This is a genomic window from Methylorubrum podarium (genome assembly GCF_022179745.1).
Classification (GTDB): Bacteria; Pseudomonadota; Alphaproteobacteria; order Rhizobiales; family Beijerinckiaceae; genus Methylobacterium; species Methylobacterium podarium.
The window spans coordinates 1-15759 of record NZ_BPRD01000227.1 but is presented as its reverse complement, the minus strand read 5'-3'; the positions used below and the strand labels follow the sequence as shown (position 1 = coordinate 15759).

Below are 15759 nucleotides of genomic sequence, written 5' to 3'. Positions count from 1 at the left end.
GGCTGTCGCGGGAGCGCGCGACGACGCGCTCCCGCGACAGCCGCCGCGCCTATCTCGATCTGATCGAGCGCGAGAGGGAGGCCGGCGTCCATCGCCCGAAGCTCGCCTGCGGCAACCTCGCCCACGGCTTCGCGGCCTCCGGCGAGGACAAGCCGGCGATCATCGCGGGCCGCGCCATGAACATCGGCATCGTCACCGCCTACAACGACATGCTCTCGGCGCATCAGCCCTACGGGCGCTACCCGGAGCAGATCAAGATTTTCGCCCGCGAGGTCGGGGCGACGGCCCAGGTCGCGGGCGGCACGCCCGCCATGTGCGACGGCGTCACCCAGGGTCAGCGCGGCATGGAGCTGTCGCTGTTCTCCCGCGACACCATCGCCCTCTCGACCGCGGTGGCGCTCAGCCACGGCATGTTCGAGGGCGCGGCGCTGCTCGGCATCTGCGACAAGATCGTGCCCGGCCTCATCATCGGGGCGCTGCGCTTCGGCCACCTGCCGATGATCCTGATCCCGGCCGGCCCGATGCCGTCGGGCCTCGCCAACAAGGAGAAGCAGCGCATCCGCCAGCTCTATGCCGAGGGCAAGGTCGGGCGGAAGGAGCTGCTGGAATCGGAGTCCGCCTCCTATCACGGCGCCGGCACCTGCACCTTCTACGGCACGGCGAACTCCAACCAGATGATGATGGACGTGATGGGCCTGCACATGCCCGGCGCCTCCTTCATCAATCCCGGCACGCGGCTGCGGCAGGCGGTGACGCGCTCGGCGATCCATCGGCTGACCGAGATCGGCTGGAACGGCAACGACTACCGCCCCCTCGGGCGCTGCATCGACGAGCGGGCGATCGTCAACGCCATCGTCGGCCTGCTCGCCACCGGCGGCTCGACCAACCACGCGATCCACCTGCCGGCCATGGCGCGGGCCGCCGGCATCGTCATCGACTGGGAGGATTTCGACCGGCTCTCCGGCGTGGTGCCGCTGATCGCCCGGGTCTATCCGAACGGCGCGGGCGACGTGAACCACTTCCACGCCGCCGGCGGCATGTCCTACGTCATCGCCTCGCTGATCGATGCCGGCCTCCTGCACGACGACATCCTCACCGTCGCCGGAGCGCGCCTGCGCGACCACGCCCGCGACCCGAAGCTTTCGGGGGATGGGGACGACCTCACCTTCGAGGAGGCGCCGGCCGAGTCCCTGGACGAGACGATGCTGCGCCCGCCGGCCAATCCGTTCCAGCCGGATGGCGGGATGCGGCTGGTGAAGGGCAATCTCGGCCGGGCCACCTTCAAGACCAGCGCGGTGGACCCCGAGCGCCGCACCATCGAGGCGCCGGCCCGCGTCTTCTCCGATCAGGACGAGGTCATCGCCGCCTTCAAGGCGGGCGAACTGGAGCGGGACGTCGTGGTGGTGGTGCGCTTCCAGGGCCCGCGCGCCAACGGGATGCCGGAGTTGCACAAGCTCACCCCGCCGCTCGGCGTGCTGCAGGACCGCGGCCACAAGGTGGCGCTCGTCACCGACGGGCGGATGTCGGGCGCCTCCGGCAAGGTGCCGGCGGCGATCCATGTCAGCCCCGAGGCGGTCGGCGGCGGGCCGATCGCCCGCATCCGCGACGGCGACATCATCCGCCTCTCGGCGGAGCAGGGCCTGCTCGAGGTGCTGGTCGATGCGGCCGAGTGGCAGGCCCGTGCGGAGGCCGCGCAGCCGCCGGACGGGATCGGCACCGGCCGCGAGTTGTTCGGCTTCATGCGCCGCGGCGCCGACGATGCCGAGCGCGGCGGCTCGGCGATGCTGGCGGCGGCGGGGCTCTAGCGCAGCCGACCCGATCAGCGCTCCGCCCCATCCCGAGCCACCCTCACCCCGAACCCCTCCCCGCAAGGGGGAGGGGGCATCTGTCAGGGCAGGAGAACCCGATGAGCACCATCGACGCGCTGATGCGCTCCGTTCCCGTCATCCCCGTGCTGGTGGTGGAGGATGCCGCCGACGCGGTGCCGATCGCCGAGGCGCTGGTCGGCGGTGGGCTCACCGCCCTCGAAGTCACCCTCCGCACCCCCGCGGCGCTCGACGTGATCCGGGCGATGTCGCGCGTCGAGGGCGCGGTGGTCGGCGCCGGCACGGTGCTGAACGCGCGCGACCTCGATGCCGCCATCGGCGCGGGCGCGAAGTTCATCGTCAGCCCCGGCCTGACCGCCCCGCTGACGGAGGCGGCCATCGCCTCCGGCGTGCCCTACCTGCCGGGCGTGGCGACCTCCGCCGACATCATGCGCGGCCTCGACCACGGGCTCGACCGCTTCAAGTTCTTCCCAGCCGAGGCGGCGGGCGGGCTGAAGGCCTTGAAGGCGCTGGCCGCGCCCTTCGGGCAGGTGCGCTTCTGCCCCACCGGCGGCATCACCGAGGCGAGCGCAGGCGAGTGGCTCGCCCATCCGGCCGTGCTCTGCGTCGGCGGAAGCTGGGTGGTGCCCGCGGGCAAGCCCGACCCGGCGGCGATCCGCCGGCTCGCCGAGGCGGCCGCGACGCTGCGCCCGAACCGGTAGGGTTCTCGGCCCGGGCGACGGGATCAGACCGCCCGCAACGGCCCCTCCAGCACGCCGATGACGCGGGCGAGGTCGTTGCCGCGCTTCATCACGAGGCCGCTCGCCGCGATCACCGCGTAGGCGCCCTGGCGGCGGGCGAGCTTGGGATCCTTCTCGATCCGGTAGAGCGGCATCTCGGAGGTGCGGCGATAGATCGAGAACACCGCCTTGTCCCGGCGGAAATCGAGGGCGTAGTCGCGCCACTCGCCCTCGGCGACGCGCCGTCCGTACAGATTGAAGATGGTTCGCAACTCGTCCCGCTGGAAGGCGACTTGTGGGCTCGTCGAGGACGGAAACGGGATGACCTGATTCTCTCGATCGTTCGAGCGGTGGTCGACGCTCTGCCCCTCACTCATCGTCGCTCCCGTGTCGGTGCCGGCGTTGCTGCGGCGAGGGGGAGATGATGGGACTCGGCGGGAGCGCCCGCAAGGTGCTTCGCCGGCCATCGGTCACGGTACGATTCCGGCCCGGGCCGCGAGACCGATGTGCGTCGCCGCACGGTGAGGTGGCAAACATCACCGTCTTGCCGCGATCTCGCCTTGCCATCGCCACCGCGAAACGCTTTCACTGTGACCTGAAACCTCGTCGGTTTGTCCACCGCGGCGGCGCCTGAACCCGAGCTCCCCAGCCCTCGGGCAATGCCGCGGATCCCGGCAAGCCGACACCCGGAGGTTTCGAGACCCAAGGACTTCAGGCGGCCTCCTCGGAGCGCCGCCCTTTTTTCGTGCCGATCCCAAGCGTGGGGCGATGCCGCGGTCACGATGACCATCTTGGCAGCCGCACCCGCCGGCGCGAGAAGCGGCGGCGATGTCCGAGAACTCTCCTTCCCCGTCGGCCGGCCCGCCCGTCTTCGACGATGCCTTCCGGAACCGCCTCGCGGATCTCTTCGCGTGGCGGCGGGACGTGCGGCGCTTCCGCACCGACCCGATCGACGAGGCCGTGCTGCGGACCTGCCTGGATCTGGCGGCGCTGGCGCCCTCGGTCGGCAACAGCCAGCCCTGGCGGTTCGTGCGGGTCTCCGATGCCGGACGGCGCGAAGCGGTCGCCGCGAGCTTCGAGCGCTGCAACGCCGCCGCCCGCGCGACCTATCCCGACGAACGGGGCGCGCTCTACGCCCGCCTGAAGCTCGCGGGCCTGCGCGAGGCCCCGGTCCACCTCGCGGTGTTCTGCGATTCCGCGACGGAGGCCGGCCACGGGCTCGGCCGGGCGACCATGCCGGAGATGCTGCGCTACTCGGTAGCGGCCTGCATCCACGCCTTCTGGCTCGCCGCCCGCGCCCACGGCCTCGGCGTCGGTTGGGTGTCGATCGTCGAGCCCGCCGCCGTCACGGACGCCCTCGACGTGCCGGAGGCGTGGGATCTGATCGCCTATCTCTGCGTCGGCCACCCGGTCGAGGAGCATGCCGACCCCGAGCTCGTCCGCCACGGCTGGCAGGAGCGGTGCCCGGAGGCGGTCCGTCTGCATGAGCGCTGAGGGCGCTGGAGCATCGTCCCGAAAGGTGGTTGCCGGCTTTCGGAAAAAGACGATGCAAGATCAAGGAGCGAGAGCATCGGCGCCGTTGCTTAAAATTGATCGGACTTCCTGAGCCGGGGATTCGCCCTCCCGACAACGGGCTGTGCAAGAGGGCGGGCGTGAGACCCGCATTTCGCCGCGCGTAAAGCAGAACGGCAAGCTGGAACGGTGGATCGTCTTCGCCAGTTACGCTCCAGCTTGGAAAGGCGATCTTCGATGTTCGGAACAGGCCAGTACAGGGTGCGTCTCGCGGGCGCGCTCGCGGCAGTGCTGTGCGCGGCGGGTGCCGCGCAGGCCCGGGAGGTCGTCCCCTTCGCCGAGGGGATCGGCGCGGGCACGATCGTCGTGCGCACCACCGAGCGCCGGCTCTACCTCGTCAACGGCGACGGCACCGCGATCCGCTACCCCGTCGCGGTCGGCAAGCCGGGCAAGCAGTGGAGCGGCGCGACCCAGATCGACGGCAAGTACTACCAGCCCGACTGGTCGCCCCCGGCCGAGGTGAAGCGCGACAACCCGCGGCTGCCCAACCTCATCCGCGGCGGCTCGCCGAGCAACCCGATGGGCGTGGCGGCGATGACCCTGCGCGGCGGTGAATACGCCATCCACGGCACGAACCGCCCGCGGTCGATCGGCACCTTCGCGTCCTACGGTTGCATCCGCATGTACAATCAGGATATCGCCGACCTGTTCGAGCGTGTCTCCGTCGGCACGCAGGTGTATGTGATGCGCTGAGCGCGCGGCGGATCGCGCCGCAACCATCCGCCGCGCCGATTACGGGGCCCGCCGGTGACCGCATCGCCCACCATCCTGATCGCCGATCCGGACGAGGAAACCCGGCTGGCCCTCGCGGAAGCGGTGGCACGGCTCGATCCGGGAGCGCGGATCGTTGAGGCGGCCGACGGGGGCGCGCTGAACCGCGCGCTCGCCGGCTCCCGCATCGACGTGCTCTTCATCGACGTGCTGCTGCCGCAGACCAACGGCGCCGACATCCGGCGGTGGCGCGAGACCGGCAACCCGCGGGGCCTCGTCGTCCTCGTCACCGACATGCTCGCGCCCCGCTGGCCCGCCACGGCCCGCCGGGTGGGGGCCTACGACGTGATCCTCAAGCCGCTGGGCGATCTTCATATCGGCCGCCTGCTCGCGGCCAACCAAGTCCTGTCGCGCTCCCTCGACTGCCTCGTCGTCGATCCCGGCCAGGCGACGCGCACGCTCGTGCGCAAGCTCCTCGGGCAGAGCCATTTCGCGTTCCGCATCCGCGAGGCCGCGGGCGGGCGGGACGCGGTGCGGCTCGCCGAAGCGGGGCCGGTCGATCTCGCCATCATCGAATTGAGCCTGCCCGATTATCCCGCCCTCGAAGTCGCCTGCCGCATCAACGACCGCCATCCCGCCGCCCGCATCCTGATGACGGGGCCGCGGATCGAGGAGGGCGTCCAGCGCCAGCTCGCCACCTTCGGCGCCTCGGGCTTCCTGCCCAAGCCGTTCCAGTTCTTCGACATCGACAAGGCCGTGCACGAGAGCTTCGGCCTGTGGCATCCCTACCTCATCAACGCGCTGCGGCGCGAAAGCCTGCTCGACGCCGGGCCGACCGTAGGGCAGGTTGTCTAGCGCATCGCCGCGGAAGGCCGTCGCCGGCCTGTCGAGACCACGATGCGAAACGAAGAGGCTCGCGCCTTCCCGCGCCGGCGCCTGCCCGCTCCGGAGCGCCGACCCGCAGCCATGGACATCGCTTCCCGGCCGAGACCGATGCAGGACCAGACGCCGGGAAACCGGTCCGCGACGCCGCATCCCTACACGCGGGCGCGCCTCAACGACCTCGTCCGGCGCATCGAGGAGGCCCTGCGCAGCGGCGACCGGGCGCTCCAATCCCAGCTCGTGCTGCAATCGGCGGAACTGCTGACCAAGCGCTGGTCCCGCCTTCCGCCCCCGGACAAGCCCGCCTTCGACGGTCTGCTCGTCACCCTGTGCGACCAGATCGACAGGGCGGCGCGCCGGGCCTTCGCCGAGCGGCTCGCCCCGTTGCGGCTCGGGCCGCCGCGCACCTCGCAGGCGCTCGCGCGGGATGCCTCGATCGACGTCGCGGCACCGCTCCTGACGGGCTGCTCCAGCCTCGGCGACGACCTCCTGGCAGAGCTCGCGGCCTCGGGCAGCGACGGCCATCGCCGCGCCATCGCCGCGCGCCCGACCGTGACGCCGGCCGTGACGGAGGTGCTGCTGCGCCACGGCGACGGCCGCATCGCCGCGCGGCTGCTCGACAATCCCGGCGCCCGCTTCTCGGAGGCCGGCTTCTCCGACCTGACGGCGCATTCCGAGCGGACGGAGGCGGTGACGCTGCGCCTCGCCCTCCGGCCGGACCTGCCGCCCCCGGACCGGCCGGCGCTTCTCGATCGGACGCGCCGACGGGCCGCCGAGGCCCTGGTGAGCGATCTCGGCGGCGATCGCGCCGGGGCGGACCGCCTGCTGGCCCAGGCGGAGGAGACGCTGGCCCGCCCGGTCGCGGAGGAGCGCCTCGCGCGGTTTCGCGCCTCGCTCGATGTCATCGGCGGCCGGTTCAGCGGCGCGCGCCGCGGTCCCGGCGCGTCCCAACTCGAACGCTGGGTGACCCTGAACCGCATCGAGGATGGGCTCGCCGCCATCGCCCATGCCGCCGGCCTGCCGCTCGCCGCGACGGTGGCCGCCTTCGACGCACCCTCGCCGGCGCCTCTCGCGGCGATCCTGCGCGGGCTCGATCATCCCTGGCCCGTCACGAAGGCGCTGATGACGCAGCGCTTCGGCGGCACGGTGCCCGTCGGGGCGGCGGCGGAGGCCTGGGACCTGCATCGGCGCTTGCAACCTGGCACAGCCCGCCGCTTGATCCGCTTCGCGGCGATGCCCTTGCGCTGCGCGGCCTTCCTCCCCGAGGCCGACACGGCCGAGCCGGAGGATCGTCCGTAATACCAATCGACGATGATGATGACTCATCGTCGATTGCCCGCGCGACGGCGCGGCGGCGGGCGTCCGCCGGACGCATGGCACCCGACCATCGGTCGGGTGCCATGCAGCTTGGTATAAGTCGGCGCTGGGCTGCACCGCCGAGAAAGCGCGCGCGGCGCCGGGCCGGATCGCCTATGGACCAGGCGACCGATGGAGCGGCGTGACGGCATCGGGCCGCGAAGGACCGGGGATGGGCAACGGATCGGCACTGGATCGCTGCGGCCCGCCGCTCCGGCGACGGGGCTTGAACGCGTGAGCCGCCCCGCCTCCGCGCGGGACGCGATGCCCGCACCCGATCGGGAGGCGCCCGCCTGGGCGGCGCAGCTCGCGCCGTTCTTCTGCCTCTACATCACCTTCGGCACCACGCTCGGCTTCCTGATCAGCGGTGCGCCGCTGATCCTGCGGGCCCGGGGCGTCGATCTCGCCGAGGTCGGCTTTCTCCAGCTCATCAACCTGCCGGTCGGGCTCACCTTCCTCTGGGCCGTGCTCGTCGACCGCATCCGCCTGCCGCACCTGCCGCACCGGCTCGGCTGGATCGTGCTGATGCAGGGGGCGGCCATCGCCCTGCTTCTCGTGTTGAGCCGGGGCGAGGCGTGGCCGCTGCCGGTCCTGTTCGGGCTCGCGCTGGCGACCTGCTTCTGCGTCGCCACCATGGACATCGCCCTCGAAGCCCTCGTCGTCGAGACGGTCGGCCCGGAGCGGCGGCCCTACGTCGCCTCCGCCAAGCTCTGCGGCGCCTCGCTCGGCGGCATCGTCGGCGCCGGGGTGCTGATCGCCGAGTACGACCGGCTCGGCTGGCACGGCGCCGTGCTCGCGGTGGCGGTCCTGAACGGGCTCTGCCTCATGCCGATGCTGCGCTATCCCGAGCGGGCCCTGCGGCGGGTCTCGGCGGAGACGCAGCGGAGTGCGCTCGCGCTCGGGCGCCTCCGCTTGCTCGGCGGGCGCGTGCTGGTGCTCGGCCTCTACTTCGCGGCGATGTTCGCGCTCACCGGCTCGAACAACCTCGCTCTGCTCGATCTCGGCGTGCCGCTTTCCGAGGTCGGCCTCGTCACCGGCGGCCTCTCGTCGGGCATCAACCTCGTCATGGCCCTGGTCTCCGGCTATCTCGTGCGGCGCGTCGGCACGCTGCCGCTCATCACCGTCTCCGCCCTCGGCGTCGCGGCCTCCGGGCTGCTCATGCTCTGGGCGAGCGCGACCGCCGCGCCCACTCTCGGCCTCGCCGCGGCGATCCTCGGCATCCTGTGCGGCGGCGGGCTCGGGGTGCCGGTCTTCAACATGATCTACCGCTGGGCCCAGGGGCCGCAGCCCGCCACCGACTACGCGCTCCTGTTCGGCGCCGCCTTCTTCGCCGCGATGCCGCTGCGGGTCGGGGCGCCGGCGCTCGCCGGCGCGGTCGGCTGGCCCGCCTACTTCGCCCTCGCGGTGCCGCTCTACGGGCTCGCCGTGCTGCTCCTGCGCGGTGCCATCGCCCGGACGCTCATCGCCGACCGCGCGGCCGACCGCGCGGCGTCTTGAGGGCCGCCCCGCGCCGCGGGTGCTGGCGCTTGCCCGCGCCCTCGCCTATGCGCCAGGGAGCCGCCCTCTTCCGGGCCGAAACATCCGTCACAGCCGCGCCATGCTGAAGGCCTTCCTCGCCTATTACCGGCCGCACCGGACGCTGTTCCTGGTGGATTTCGGCTGCGCCGTGCTCTCGGGCCTGCTCGAACTCGGCTTCCCGCTCGCGGTCAAAGCCTTCGTCGACCGGCTGCTGCCGCAACAGGATTGGGGCCTGATTTGGCTCGCCGCCGCGGGCCTGTTGCTCCTCTACGTCGCCAATGCCGGGCTGATGGTGGTCGTCACCTATTGGGGCCACGTCCTCGGGATCAACATCGAGACGGAGATGCGGGCCCGCGCCTTCGATCACCTGCAGAAGCTCTCCTTCCGCTTCTTCGACGGGCAGAAGACCGGCCATCTGGTCGCGCGCGTCACCAAGGATCTGGAGGAGATCGGCGAGGTCGCCCATCACGGCCCCGAGGATCTGTTCATCGCCGTGATGACGCTGTTCGGCGCCTTCGCGCTGATGTTCCTCGTCCACCCGCCGCTGGCGCTGATGACGCTGGCGATCCTGCCGGTGATCGCCTTCGTCACCATCCGCTACGGCGGGCGCATGACCCGCAACTGGCAGGCGCAGTACGGGCGGGTCGGCGCCTTCAACGCCCGCATCGAGGAGAATGTCGGTGGCATCCGCGTGGTGAAGGCCTTCGCCAACGAGGCGCACGAGCGGGCGCTGTTCGCCTCCGACAACCTGAAATACCGCACGACCAAGCTCGAAGCCTACCGGCTCATGGCCGGCGCCCTCTCGATCAACTATCTGGGCCTGCGCCTCGTGCAGATCGTGGTGCTCCTCGGCGGCGCCGCCTTCGTGGTGCGCGGCGATCTGACGGCCGGCGGCTTCGTCGGCTTCCTGCTCCTCGTCGGCGTGTTCTACCGGCCGCTCGAAAAGATCGGCGCGGTGATCGAGACCTACCCGAAGGGCATCGCCGGTTTCCGCCGCTACCAGGCGCTGCTCGCCACCGAGCCAGACATCGCCGACCGGCCGGGCGCGATCCCCGCCCCGCCGCTCAAGGGCGAGATCCGCTTCGAGAATGTGCGCTTCGGCTACAGCCCGGACCGGCCGGTGCTTGCTGGCGTCGACCTGACGATCCACGCGGGGGAGACGGTGGCCTTCGTCGGCCCCTCGGGCGCGGGCAAGACAACCCTGCTCTCGCTGATCCCGCGCTTCTACGAGGCGGAAGCCGGGCGCATCACCATCGACGGCCACGACATCCGCGACCTGACGCTGAGCTCGCTCCGCGGCCAGATCGGCATCGTGCAGCAGGACGTGTTCCTGTTCGCCGGCACGATCCGCGAGAACATCGCCTACGGCCGTCTCGGCGCGAGCGAGGCGGAGATCCTGGACGCCGCTGCCCGCGCCCGGCTCGACGGCCTGATCGCGTCGCTGCCCGAGGGGCTCGACACGGTGATCGGCGAGCGCGGGGTGAAGCTCTCGGGCGGCCAGAAGCAGCGGCTCGCCATCGCCCGCGCCTTCCTCAAAAACCCGCCGATCCTGATCCTCGACGAGGCGACCTCGGCGCTGGACACGCAGACCGAGCGGGAGATCCAGGCCTCGCTGTTCGAGCTGGCGGAGGGGCGCACGACGCTGGTGATCGCTCATCGCTTGGCGACGATCCGCCACGCCGACCGCATCGTGGTGGTGGCCGAGAGCGGCATCGCCGAGCAGGGGCGCCACGACGCGCTGCTGGCCGGCGACGGCTACTACCGCCGCCTCCACGCGGCGCAGGTGGAGGAGCCGTTTTCGGATCGGCCACGCACGGCGGCGGAGTGAGGCGCGGGACTCCCCTCCCCCTTGCGGGGAGGAGAGATCGGTTCAGCCCCGCTCGGCCTCGGCCAGCAGCCCGTCGACGAAGCCCGGCAGGCCGGTGCGGCGGGTGCGCTTGAGGCGCTCGGCGGTCAGGATCGCCTGGAGTGCGCGAAACGACTCGTCGAGGTCGTCGTTGACGATGACGTAGTCGTACTCGCTCCAGCGCTGCATCTCGTTGCGGGCGTTGGCCAGCCGCCGCTCGATGGTCTCCGGCGCGTCCTCCGCCCGGCGCTCCAGCCGGTTGCGCAGCTCCGAAAAGCTCGGCGGCAGGATGAACACCGTCACCACGTCGTCCTGCAGCCGTTGCCGGACCTGGCGGGTGCCCTGGTAGTCGATGTCGAAGATCATGTCCCGGCCCTGGCCCAGCGTCTTCTCCACCGGGCGGCGGGGCGTGCCGTAGAAATTGCCGTGGACCTCGGCCCATTCGAGCAGGTCGTCGCGGGCGCGCAGATCCTCGAACGCCTCGCGGTCGATGAAGCGGTAGTGGCGCCCGTCGATCTCCGAGGGGCGGCGCGCCCGCGTCGTCACCGAGATCGACAGGTCGAGGCCCCAGCCGCCGTCCTGGGCGATGGCGCGGGTCAGCGTCGTCTTGCCCGCCCCCGAGGGCGAGGACAGGATCAGGATCAGCCCGCGCCGGGCGATGTCCGGCCTGCCTTGCGTGGCGTCCTGCGTCATCGGCCGTTCACTCCGCTGCCCACGTTCGGCGTCCTCACTCGACGTTCTGCACCTGCTCGCGGAATTGCTCCACCACGGCCTTCAAGTCGAGTCCGATCCGCGACAGGGTGATGTCGCCGGCCTTGGCGCAGAGCGTGTTGGCCTCCCGGCCGAGTTCCTGGGCCAGGAAATCGAGCCGCCGGCCGATCGCGCCGCCCTCCGCCAGCAGCTCGCCCGCGGCGGCGAGGTGGGCGCGCAGACGGTCGAGTTCCTCGCGCACATCCGCCTTGGCGGCGAGCAGCACCGCCTCCTGATGCAGGCGGTCGGGATCGAGCCCCCCGGCGCCGACGAGCGCGGCCACCGAATCCGCGAGCCGGGCCCGCACCGCCTCGGGCCGGCGGGCGGGGCAATCCTCGGCGGCCTCCGTCAGGCGGGCGATGTCGGCGATCTGGCCGGTCACAATCGCGTGCAGCCGGGCGCCCTCCGCCTGCCGGGCGGCGACGAGGTCGGCGACGAGGCCGTCGATCCCGGCGGCGAGGTCGCGCTCGAGCGCCTCCGGGTCGGCCCCGGCCTCGCTCTCCGTCTCCACGACGCCGCGGACGGACAGAAGCCCGTCCAGCGTCGCCGGGCCGACTCCGGCGGGGCGCGGCACGCGGGCGACCGCCGCGGCGAGGCCCGCCAGCAGGCTCTCGTCGATGCGCACCCGCGCCGCCGCCTCGGGGCGCGTCAGCGTCAGGGTGAGCTGGCACTGGCCGCGGGAGAGGGCCTTGGACAGGGCGGCGCGGGCCGCCTCCCCCGCCGCGTCGAACCCGTTCGGCACCCGCACGCGGATGTCGAGCCCGCGCCCGTTCACGGTGCGGATCTCCCACAGCCACTGCACGGCGCCGGTCGTGCCGGCGGAGCGGGCGAAGCCCGTCATGCTCGCCATGGTCTTGCTCGCAAGAGTCTTGGCCAAGGCGCGCCGCTCCCCGCTGATCCGTCCGTGCTCGGCCGCTCCTCGCCGGAACGATGGGAGAGAAGGCCGGTTTGTCGGATACGCGCATTCCGCGAGAGAGCGCAATGCGAGGGCAGCGAAAGCCTCGGGTCCCTCGCCGGCTCGGAAAGCCGCGTGCAGTGCAGCAGAAACCGACGCGCTCTATTCTGCACAAAAAGTATGCACGCCATATAACGATGCAATAGCTCAGTGCCGAAGCAGGCACGAATACTGTGCATCAGCTTGACGCTTACTGGTCGTCTTCCTAATTTCGGGATCGATCACAAGGGCACCGAACATTCGAGCGGGGACCCCTCCATGACGAACCCCTTCGACATCAAGAACCGTTTCCGTGCGCGCCTGCGTGCGGCCGACGCGCAGAAGCATCGCGTCCGCGCCAAGCTTCTCGCCGACGGCACGCGGGCGCTGGCTCCGATCACCGAGGCCCTGACCCTGATGGCCGAGGTGCTGGAGGAGGACGACATCGCGCATGGCCGGATCGTCTGCCCCGCGCCGGAGGTGGACCGGGACGACTTCGTCGGCTTCACCGCCACGCTGCAGAACGGCGCCGATCAGGAGCACCGGATCACCGTGAAGTACGGCCCCGTGCTGGGCGGCCGCAACTTCATCGCGGTGACGGGCCTCGGGGCGGAGTACAACGAGCGGCTCCTCACCCTCGCCAGCAACGCGGCGCCGAGCCTCGGCCGCTCGGTCGGCAACGACGTGCATGTCGAGGCGGATCGCGGCGGCGATCTCGCGGAGATCCTGCGGGAGATGGTCGAGGACTTCTTCGCCGGCCACAGCGAGGCGCCGATCCGAACCGGAGCCGCCGAGGCGCGCGGCCGTCTGGCGCTCGTGCAGTAGGGTCTCGCGGGACGCCTCGCCGGACCGGCGATCGGTCGGGCCCTTGCCGGCAGCCAGAGGTTGCGCAATGATCGCTCAGATCGCCGACGACAAGGCGATGATTCGAGCACGGCGGGGAGCGATGCCCTCCATCGACAGCGGGGCGTGCGACGAGGACTGGGATCAGGACCTCGCCGACGATCTGATCGGATCGAGCCTCCTCGTCGGCCTGACCTATGTCGATTCCGAGGGTGTCCTGCTCAGTCGGGAACAAGTCTTCGGAATCGTCGAGACGGTCGATGCCCAGACGGGCATCGTCATCCGGACCCGCGACGAGGGCGAGCCTTTCACGGTCGCCCCCCTGCTCGAAGCGATCGAGGTCGGCGAGCCGGGTCTCTACCAGTTGGCGGATCAGGACCGGATCGTCGAGAACCCGGACTTCACCGCCCTCTTCACCGTCACCAAGCCACGCCGGAACTGACGCCCCTCCTCACGGATCGAGGCGGCGCGCGCGGGCGGCCCGCGCCATGGCGATGAGTTCGTTGGCGGTGAAGCTGTGCGGCGGCAGGCGCGTCTCGGGCGCGACCGGGTGCAGCGCGACCGGGTGCCGGTCCAGCGGGGACGGGACGGCGGAAGGCACTCCCGGATTCCAGCTCGGCCAGAGACTGCGAATGCGAGAACTCTTCCTGGTCACCGATACCGCCATGCCGCCTCCGAAGCCGATCGCTTAAGAGGATGATAACCAAGCCGAGCGGCAAGAAACATTCTTGACGCGCATCGATGTGGTGCTTCGCGGAATCTTTTGTCGGCGGCGCGTCGCGGCGGCGAGGTCCCGCGATGCAGAACGCTTCACGCCCATGAAAAAGGGCGGGCGCGATCCTGCAGGATCGCACCCGCCCCATCTCTCTCCAGGCCGATCCCGGCCCGGACTACTCCGCGGCGTCGAGGCGCGGGCGCTCGATCTCGGCGCGCTCGCGCTTCACCAGTTCGGCGGTGAGGAACGCCACCTCCAGCGCCTGCTCCGCGTTGAGGCGCGGATCACAGTAGGTGTGGTAGCGGTCCTGCAGGTCGTCGGCCGTCAGCGCGCGGGCGCCGCCGGTGCACTCGGTGACGTCCTTGCCGGTCATCTCCAGATGGATGCCGCCGGCGATCGTCCCCTCGGCGCGGTGCACGCCGAAGAAGCCCTCGATCTCCTGCATCACCCGCTCGAACGGCCGCGTCTTGTAGCGGCCGGCGGCGATGGTGTTGCCGTGCATCGGATCGCAGACCCACACGACGTTGCGGCCCTCGCGCTGCACCGTGCGGATCAGCCCCGGCAGGTGGTCGCCGACCTTGTCCGCGCCGAAGCGGCAGATCAGGCTGAGGCGGCCGGCCTCGTTCTCCGGGTTGAGGAGGTCGATCAGCCGGATCAGTCCCTCGGCCGTGGTCGAGGGACCGCATTTCAGGCCGATCGGGTTCTTGATGCCGCGGGCATACTCCACGTGGGCGTGGTCCGGCTGGCGGGTGCGGTCGCCGATCCAGAGCATGTGGCCGGAGGTGGCGTACCAGTCGCCGCTCGTCGAATCGACGCGGGTCAGCGACTCCTCGTAGCCGAGCAGCAGCGCCTCGTGGCTGGTGTAGAAATCCGTGGTGCGGACCTCCTGGTGCGTCTCCGGGTTGATGCCGATGGCGCGCATGAAGTCGAGCGCGTCCGACATCCGCTCGGCGACGTCCCGGTAGCGCGAGGATTGCGGTGAGTCCTTCACGAAGCCGAGCATCCAGCGATGCGCGTTCTCGAGGTTGGCGTAGCCACCGGTGGCGAAGGCGCGCAGCAGGTTCAGCGTCGCCGCCGACTGCCGGTAGGCTTCGAGCTGGCGCTTCGGATCGGGCACGCGGGCCTCTTCCGTGAAGGTCAGCCCGTTGATGATGTCGCCGCGGTAGCTCGGCAGCGACACGCCCTCCAGCGTCTCCGTCGGCGAGGAGCGCGGCTTGGCGAACTGCCCGGCGATGCGCCCGACCTTCACCACGGGCGAGCCGCCCGCGAAGGTGAGCACCATCGCCATCTGCAGGAAGACGCGGAAGAAGTCGCGGATGTTGTCGGCGGAGTGCTCGTCGAAGCTCTCGGCGCAGTCGCCGCCCTGGAGCAGGAAGGCCTCGCCCGTCGAGACGCGCGCCAGCGCGCTCTTCAGCTTGCGCGCCTCACCGGCAAAAACCAGCGGCGGAAAGCTCGCGAGCTGCGCCTCGACGGCCTGGAGAGCGCCCGCGTCCGGATAGGACGGGACCTGCTGGATCGGCAGGTTGCGCCAGGTTTTCGGGGTCCACCGCTCGGCCATGATACTCTCTCCGCTCACCCTACCGGGTGATGCGCGCGGGCCCTCCCGCCTCGCGCGAAGCCGGGCTTATAGAGCGGTTTTTTCGAAGTTGCGAGTTTGCCGACGCGATGGCTGCGTCTCGGTCCGCGCATCGGCCGTCAGCCGCGCAATCCCCGCCCGGCGAGCAGGCCCACGAGTTCGGCTTGGCGCGAGACGCCGGTCTTCTGGAAGATGCGCTTCAGCACCGAGCGGGCGGTATTGGGGGTGATCCCGAGCTTGGCCGCGGCCGGCGCCGGCGCGTCGCCCGCCGCGATCAGGGCCGCGAGACGGGCCTCCGCCGGGGTCAGGTCGAACAGGCCCTGGACGACGTCGGCACCCGGCACCTCCTGGGCCACCACGGGCGTGGCGATCAGCACGAAGCGGGCGCGGACGAACACGTCGTGGGCCGCGCCGCGGATCGGCACGAGATGGAGAATGACCGGGGGCCGCTCGTCGGCAGGGCCTGTTCGACCTGACCCCGGCGGAGGCCCGTCTCGCGGCCCTGATCGCG

At 71.2% G+C, this 15759-nt stretch carries 16 protein-coding genes; 10 read left to right on the top strand and 6 right to left on the bottom strand.

The features are described 5' to 3' along the window. Positions 1 to 2: 2 nt before the first annotated feature. Positions 3 to 1805, top strand: coding sequence for a phosphogluconate dehydratase (edd, locus tag MFF42_RS12225; protein ID WP_238255989.1), 1803 nt, complete (start codon positions 3 to 5; stop codon positions 1803 to 1805). Between the two features lie 101 nt (positions 1806 to 1906). After that, entirely contained in the window at positions 1907 to 2527 is a 621-nt protein-coding gene (gene eda / locus MFF42_RS12220) for a bifunctional 4-hydroxy-2-oxoglutarate aldolase/2-dehydro-3-deoxy-phosphogluconate aldolase (RefSeq protein WP_238255988.1), read from the top strand. A 23-nt stretch (positions 2528 to 2550) separates the two neighbouring features. On the opposite strand, the gene MFF42_RS12215 is transcribed toward eda, so the two are convergent. Next, entirely contained in the window at positions 2551 to 2922 is a 372-nt protein-coding gene (locus MFF42_RS12215) for a DUF2794 domain-containing protein (protein ID WP_183436347.1), read from the bottom strand. 451 nt (positions 2923 to 3373) lie between these two features. On the opposite strand from MFF42_RS12215, the gene bluB reads away from it, so the two are divergent. From bluB to MFF42_RS12185, 6 genes are all read left to right on the top strand, one after another. Further along, positions 3374 to 4039: a 5,6-dimethylbenzimidazole synthase gene (bluB, locus tag MFF42_RS12210; RefSeq protein ID WP_238255987.1), complete on the top strand. Its 666-nt coding sequence runs from the start codon at positions 3374 to 3376 to the stop codon at positions 4037 to 4039. A gap of 255 nt (positions 4040 to 4294) precedes the next feature. Beyond that, the gene (locus MFF42_RS12205; protein WP_238255986.1) at positions 4295 to 4810 is read left to right on the top strand and encodes a L,D-transpeptidase; all 516 of its coding nucleotides are present in this window, start codon (positions 4295 to 4297) and stop codon (positions 4808 to 4810) included. Between the two features lie 54 nt (positions 4811 to 4864). Then, the gene (locus MFF42_RS12200) at positions 4865 to 5683 is read left to right on the top strand and encodes a response regulator (RefSeq protein WP_238255985.1); all 819 of its coding nucleotides are present in this window, start codon (positions 4865 to 4867) and stop codon (positions 5681 to 5683) included. Positions 5684 to 5794: 111 nt separating this feature from the next. Then, the gene (locus tag MFF42_RS12195) at positions 5795 to 7009 is read left to right on the top strand and encodes a DUF2336 domain-containing protein (protein ID WP_238255984.1); all 1215 of its coding nucleotides are present in this window, start codon (positions 5795 to 5797) and stop codon (positions 7007 to 7009) included. Positions 7010 to 7330: 321 nt separating this feature from the next. Then, the gene (locus tag MFF42_RS12190; protein ID WP_238255983.1) at positions 7331 to 8563 is read left to right on the top strand and encodes an MFS transporter; all 1233 of its coding nucleotides are present in this window, start codon (positions 7331 to 7333) and stop codon (positions 8561 to 8563) included. Positions 8564 to 8663: 100 nt separating this feature from the next. Beyond that, entirely contained in the window at positions 8664 to 10412 is a 1749-nt protein-coding gene (locus tag MFF42_RS12185; protein WP_238255982.1) for an ABC transporter ATP-binding protein, read from the top strand. 42 nt (positions 10413 to 10454) lie between these two features. On the opposite strand, the gene gmk is transcribed toward MFF42_RS12185, so the two are convergent. Further along, positions 10455 to 11123: a guanylate kinase gene (gmk, locus tag MFF42_RS12180; protein WP_238255981.1), complete on the bottom strand. Its 669-nt coding sequence runs from the start codon at positions 11121 to 11123 to the stop codon at positions 10455 to 10457. 34 nt (positions 11124 to 11157) lie between these two features. Then, positions 11158 to 12030 (bottom strand): YicC/YloC family endoribonuclease, encoded by an 873-nt coding sequence (locus MFF42_RS12175; protein WP_238255990.1) that lies wholly within the window; start codon positions 12028 to 12030, stop codon positions 11158 to 11160. A gap of 363 nt (positions 12031 to 12393) precedes the next feature. On the opposite strand from MFF42_RS12175, the gene MFF42_RS12170 reads away from it, so the two are divergent. After that, positions 12394 to 12939 carry a hypothetical protein gene (locus MFF42_RS12170; RefSeq protein WP_238255980.1) on the top strand — a complete coding sequence of 182 codons (546 nt, stop codon included), beginning with the start codon at positions 12394 to 12396 and terminating at the stop codon, positions 12937 to 12939. A 67-nt stretch (positions 12940 to 13006) separates the two neighbouring features. Next, a complete protein-coding gene (locus MFF42_RS12165) occupies positions 13007 to 13399 on the top strand; it encodes a hypothetical protein (protein ID WP_238255979.1) in 393 nt (130 codons plus the stop codon). Positions 13400 to 13408: 9 nt separating this feature from the next. Here MFF42_RS12165 and MFF42_RS12160 read toward each other — a convergent pair whose 3' ends face one another. The 3 genes from MFF42_RS12160 to MFF42_RS12150 form a co-directional block, all read right to left on the bottom strand. Next, entirely contained in the window at positions 13409 to 13558 is a 150-nt protein-coding gene (locus MFF42_RS12160) for a hypothetical protein (protein ID WP_238255978.1), read from the bottom strand. 289 nt (positions 13559 to 13847) lie between these two features. Continuing rightward, positions 13848 to 15230 (bottom strand): class II 3-deoxy-7-phosphoheptulonate synthase, encoded by a 1383-nt coding sequence (locus MFF42_RS12155; RefSeq protein WP_238255977.1) that lies wholly within the window; start codon positions 15228 to 15230, stop codon positions 13848 to 13850. A 137-nt stretch (positions 15231 to 15367) separates the two neighbouring features. After that, positions 15368 to 15673, bottom strand: coding sequence for a helix-turn-helix transcriptional regulator (locus tag MFF42_RS12150; protein WP_238255976.1), 306 nt, complete (start codon positions 15671 to 15673; stop codon positions 15368 to 15370). Between the last annotated feature and the right edge of the window lie 86 nt (positions 15674 to 15759).